Annotated in this window: 5 protein-coding genes; all 5 read left to right on the forward strand. The window is 64.6% G+C overall.

The window, feature by feature from the left end; all coding sequences use genetic code 11:
- The coding region (locus MJ783_RS21685) for a hypothetical protein (protein ID WP_239313344.1) at positions 1–496 on the forward strand (496 nt) is incomplete at its 5' end.
- Positions 497–672: 176 nt separating this feature from the next.
- A complete protein-coding gene (locus MJ783_RS21690; RefSeq protein ID WP_239313345.1) occupies positions 673–1,470 on the forward strand; it encodes a trans-aconitate 2-methyltransferase in 798 nt (265 codons plus the stop codon).
- Positions 1,467–4,163: an SUMF1/EgtB/PvdO family nonheme iron enzyme gene (locus MJ783_RS21695; protein ID WP_239313359.1), complete on the forward strand. Its 2,697-nt coding sequence runs from the start codon at positions 1,467–1,469 to the stop codon at positions 4,161–4,163. Before MJ783_RS21690 ends, MJ783_RS21695 begins: the two co-directional genes overlap by 4 nt.
- A complete protein-coding gene (locus MJ783_RS21700; protein WP_239313362.1) occupies positions 4,160–4,441 on the forward strand; it encodes a hypothetical protein in 282 nt (93 codons plus the stop codon). Before MJ783_RS21695 ends, MJ783_RS21700 begins: the two co-directional genes overlap by 4 nt.
- Positions 4,442–4,518: 77 nt before the next feature.
- Positions 4,519–5,402: hypothetical protein (locus MJ783_RS21705; protein ID WP_239313365.1), on the forward strand; the 884-nt coding region annotated here is incomplete at its 3' end.

Below are 5,402 nucleotides of genomic sequence, written 5' to 3' on the forward strand. Positions count from 1 at the left end.
AGTCGGCCCCGCAGACTTGGAGCCACGGCGAAAGGAAGGTGAACAAGACGGGGTCAGCGGGGGCAACGGCGCCCCCCGTCGCAAAACGATGGACACACAGGAACCTCTGCACGTCCCCGAGCTGGTCACCAGCCTTCGCCGGTCGTTCCGGCATGGCGCTCGGGCCCCGGAGCTGCTGTCGTTCACCCCGACTCTGATCCGCCTGCTCCAGCCAACCCGTGACTGCGAACCCGCGTCGATCTACGAGCGGGCGGTCAAGACGGAACGGGAGATCAGCGAGGTTGTCGGCACCATGGATGCGCCCGGTAAGACCGCGATGGAGATCATGTTGTGTCTTCGTCCGGGGACCACCGGCGCACGGGTGGAGGTGAGGAGGGAGCAGGCGGCTCGGTTGTACAAGGTCACCGCCGACACCTTCCGACGCCGGGAAAGGCATGAGCCAACCCTCGTGCTCACTCTCGCGCTCAAGCTGCTCGAACGAAGGATGGACGGTTGATCAAGATCGCGAGTGCCACCCCGCTACGGGGCGGCACTCGCTCCTTCGTCGCCGATGCCCTTGTGAGCCGTCGGCATATGTCTTGCACTGACCCTGCTCGGAATGACCGAGTTGTCCGTGTTCACATTCGTTGGGAAACCGATCCGTTATGATCCGCCTGTACCGGTGGGCGGGAGGTGACCAGCTTGGCGGGGCCGGAGACGGCGGCGCACTACGAGCGCCTTGCCGGCAGCTACGACCACAACTGGTCGCACAATGGAGCGTTCCTGGGCTGGATGGCCCACGCGATTGCCAGCTCGCTCGCTTTGAGCGCGGCTGACCGGATCGCCGATGTCGGCTGCGGGACAGGGCTGTTCACCCGCCGTATCCGTGACCTGGTCCGTCCCTCGTCACCCGTCTTGTGCGTCGACCCCTCGGCCGCGATGCTCGCGCAGCTTCCCGCTGATCCCGGTTTACAGCCCCTGCGTGCCTCCGCCGAGGAACTGGCCCGCGGGCGGCCGGCATCGGCCGGACCGACCACTGCGCACGGAAGCCTCGACGCGATCATCGTCAAGGAAGCGATCCACCACGTGGCGGACGTCGACCGCCGATGGGTCATTGCCGGCCTCGCCGACCTACTCGGTGTCCGTGGCAGGCTGCTCGTCGTGATGCTGCCAACTCGGATCGAGTATCCGCTGTTCGACGCGGCGCTCGAGAGGTTCGAGTCCCTCCAGCCCGCCCCCGACGTCATCGCCGATCACATACGACGGGCGGGTCTGTCGGCCAGCGTCACCTACCACGACTTCCCGCTCGAGATTCCCAAGGGCCGCTATCTGGCGATGGTGCGAGACCGTTACATGTCCTTGCTTGCGACGTTCGATGACGTCGAGATCGAGGCCGGACTCGCCGAGATCGACCGCCGACATACCGAGAAGATACTGTCATTCCCGGACCGGTTCGCGTTCGTCCTCGGCGCACGGGAAGGTAACCGTTGACAGAAGCCATTGACGATCGGCTCCGCCGGTTGCAGAGCGAGCTGGAAAGTCACTCCAGGATCGCGCGGCATCTCGGCCTGGATTTCGGTCGACCGGTCCGCTCCCTGGGCGACGGCTATCCCGAAAACACCATCGCACTGATCGGAAAGATTGCCGAGCGTCTGCTGAAGCAGGTATGGAGCCATTACGAGGTACCCGGTGACCCTTCCGGTAAGGCCCTGAACGATCTGATCAAAGGTTGTCGGCCGCATATTCGCAGCACCAACGTCATCAACGCTCTCACGGACATCCAGCGACTCCGGAACAGGTCCACACACGACGGCTACGATATTGCCGACGAAGACGGTCTTCTCGCGGTACGACGCCTGCTCGACGTCCTCGACTGGTTCACGAACACTGGGCTTACCGCTGTCACCGGGGACTCGCCGCAGCTCAGCCCCCTCGTCGAGAAAAAGGCCGAGTTTCTCGCCGGCCTCTACGCAACGCTGGGCTTCCGTGCAGTCAAGCGCTTCGAGCTGTCCGAGAGCACGGTTTACCAGTTGTTCGGTCGGCAGGCCGGGTTGCGGGTCGAGTATGTCGAGATCATGCTCAGTCGGAGTCTGGATGAGCTGAGTCAGCTCTTGAGCGCCACGAGTGGCGAGCTTCTCCAGACACAGCTTCCCAAGCGGACACGGTTCCTACTGGTTGAGGATGAGCCCTCCACGGGGGTAACGCCGTTCGCCGACGGCGAGATCCGCATCATCGCCTACGAGCGATTCGTAGAGACGATAGTCGACGTACCCGGCCATCTGGCGGCCCTGCAGCGCGTGTACCCGCCGGTTGCTCCAAGTGCCGGAGTCGCCGAGCCGATGACGATCACGGCCGAACTCATGGAAGCCGACCAGCACACCGGCGAGTTGGATATCAGCGAAACCAGCGATGCCGCGGAGATGCTGCGGAGCCTCGCCAGCACGTCGGCGAACATCCTCGTCATCGGCGGGCCAGGCAGCGGAAAGACGACTCTGCTCAAGCGCCTTGTTGCGGCCCCGGAGGGTCCCCCAATCCATCGCTACCGTTTCTACCTCGACATGAGCCTTAAGCAGCCCGACGAGGAGTTCGGCGATTTCGTAACCCGCATCCTCGCACCATACATGCCGATCTCCCGCCAGCGGGTATTCGACGTGTTCCTTTACCTGATACGCGCAGGATCTGTGCTCTGTGTGCTTGACGCCATCGACGAGGCGGTCCAGAGCACCAGCCTCACAGCGTTCCTTTCCCTGTTTGCGGACGTCGCGCAGGCCCTCTCCGCCGAGTCGACGGTAGTCATGTCGTCCCGATATTCGTTCCTCGCTGACTCTCCGCAGGTCCGGCGGCTGTTGAATAATTCGTCCCTTATCTCGGAGCAGCTCGTACAGCAGCTTCACGCGAACGGCGTCGACCCGCTCGAGCTGCCGCGGTTCGCCGTAGTACGTCTGCACGATCTTCAGTTGCAGCGGCATCAGCAGACGCTCACCGTCTCGCCTCTCGAGGTGCGACTCGCCGACCAGACCGGGCGCGGCGACACGGTCCTCACCGCTGACTCGGCGGGGCGCCTCGCCGATCTCGTCACCGCCCGCGTCGGCCAGATCCTCACGTCGAGGAACCTCTCCCACCTTCAGCGGGGCCTTGAACGACTGCTCGGACTCGGTTTCCTGGCAGACAAGACCATCTTCTCGCTGACCGAAGTGTGTACGGAACTCGGCATCGAGTGCTTCGCCGCCGGGCGGGTGAGCCAGGAGACCTTTCTCCTCGCCCCATTGTTCCGGCCGGCGGGAGCTGACGCCGTGACCCCCGTTCACTCCGTGTTCCAGGAGTACTTCGCTGCCCGGCTTCTGCGGAGCGCCGAGGGGCGGGCGGCCGCGGCGGCCGCCCGCCCGGAACCTTTGCTGACGGAGCAGGTCCGAAGGTTTCTCCACTACCTCGGAACCGAGACACCCCCGGCCGTACCGCTCGTCGTCCCGGCCGGCTTTTACGTGCTCGGCCCCAGTCACCGGCTACTTCTCCGCGAGGTGGAGAAGCCGGTGACCTTCGACGAGTTCCCGGTGACTGTCGGGCGGTACAAGGGATTCCTTGCCGCAGTCGAACGCCAGGGCAGCGGCGCGTGGGACCACCCCGAGACGCCAGTAGGGCACAGCCATGAGCCGTGGTGGGAACGTCTGCGCGCTGCCGACTACTTCACCGACCCTCGGTTCGACGAGTATCCGGCTATCTGCATTAGCTGGTGGAGCGCCTACGCGTTCGCCCGTTTCGAGGGCAAGCGGCTTCCGACCTCCCTCGAGTGGGAAGCCGCAGCCCGGGGAGCCGACGGCCGTCTGTTCCCGTGGGGCGATATGCTCGACCTCGACGCGGTAAACTGCGCCGACACATGGAGCGGTCGCCCACTGGTGACCTACGAAGTCTGGAAGCAGGAGATCGACGGCGGCCGACTCAAGGAGTGCGCGCCGACCAAAGTCACCGACCATCCTCGTAATCAGTCCCACTGCGAAGTCAAGGGGATGTCCGGGAACGTCTGGGAGTGGACCGAGACTGTGTTCGACAACCTCAACTCGGCCGTGATATGCGGCGGCTCGTACGACAATCCGTACCGTGCTGTCCAGGCATCCTCGAAGGCACTCTACGTCCGCCGCGGATGCAGCAACGCCGTCGGATTTCGCTGCGTGCGGGAGGCAGAATGACCGCGCCCACTCGCCGTCCCGAGGCTGCCCAGCGATTCGGCCGTATCGTCGACCGGCAGCCGCTGGGCGGCGGTCCCCACCGTGTCACAGCGACCTACTTCGTTCGCGACGACGAAGACGGTGAGACATACGGTTTCGACTACAGCGACATCGTCACGGAAGGCTTTCGGACGACCGTCGTCGGTGAGCGGGTCCGCTTCGAGATAGACCCCGCCACCCGACGTGCCTGTTTCGTGATCAGGCTGGATCTGCCGGAGGTCGACGAATTCTATCGGTAAGCGCTGACGGACGACACTCCGTCGTCGCCGTCTGCCTGGCACGCGTGACAAAGGCCCCGGATTGGGCAGAAGGCCCGGTGCCGCTTGGGCACCGTGACATTGAGGCGACGGACGCCGCCCGGCGCACTTACTTCAGCCCACCTTGCACTCGTGTCCTCTACGGTGACGGGACACGGCCCAGCCGCTGGCATCGCCTTGCGTCCGTTCAAATCGCCGGCGGCGAAATTTTCGCTGTTGAACTTGTCATCCCCGATCTCGCCGGGCGGTCCGATACAGCATTTGCGATCTTCCATATCAACAGCCACCAAGGCCAGCTACGAGATCTTCTACGAAGTCTCGCCGGACGACGCGGCACCAGCTCGCTCGTGCCCGACCTTGAGGCGGCGCTCCAGCCGTGGGCACTCCTGTTCGCTGGCCGTCCCTACACCGTCGCGTTCCTCAGCTCGACGGAGCGGCAGCTACCGCGACCGCTGGGTGCCAGGCATGTGCGGTCCTGGTCCCGGGCCGAGCAGTGGCTGTGGCTGCTCGCGTCTCGCACGTCTCCCGATGACTACCCGCCTGACCCCGACCGTGCTGACCAATTGCTCGGTGGGACCGTGGTCCTGTCGGGTGACTGGCGCGGCCTGGTCACCAGGGACGGCGCCGCCTTCGTCGGCCTACGTCGCGACCGCGGCGACCGTGATCCCTTCCTGGGCTACGCACAACTCTATGCACATACCACCTACCTCGACGCCATTCTCCTCGGCATGATCCAGCGTTCGCATATCGAGGCGATGGTCGACGAGGCAGCGCGGGCGTTTGACGCGGACGACATGCCCCGCCATCTGCCAAAGCTGGAAGAGCAGGCGGCACGGTTTCGCAGTATCTATTGGCTGCGCGACGCCAGCGCTCACGGATCGGCTAATGATATTCTCACTGCCTATCAATCGCAACACCGGCTACCGGAGCGGTTCGACGCGGT

The sequence above is a fragment of the Protofrankia sp. Cj3 genome (genome assembly GCF_917627355.1).
Lineage (GTDB): Bacteria > Actinomycetota > Actinomycetes > Frankiales > Frankiaceae > Protofrankia.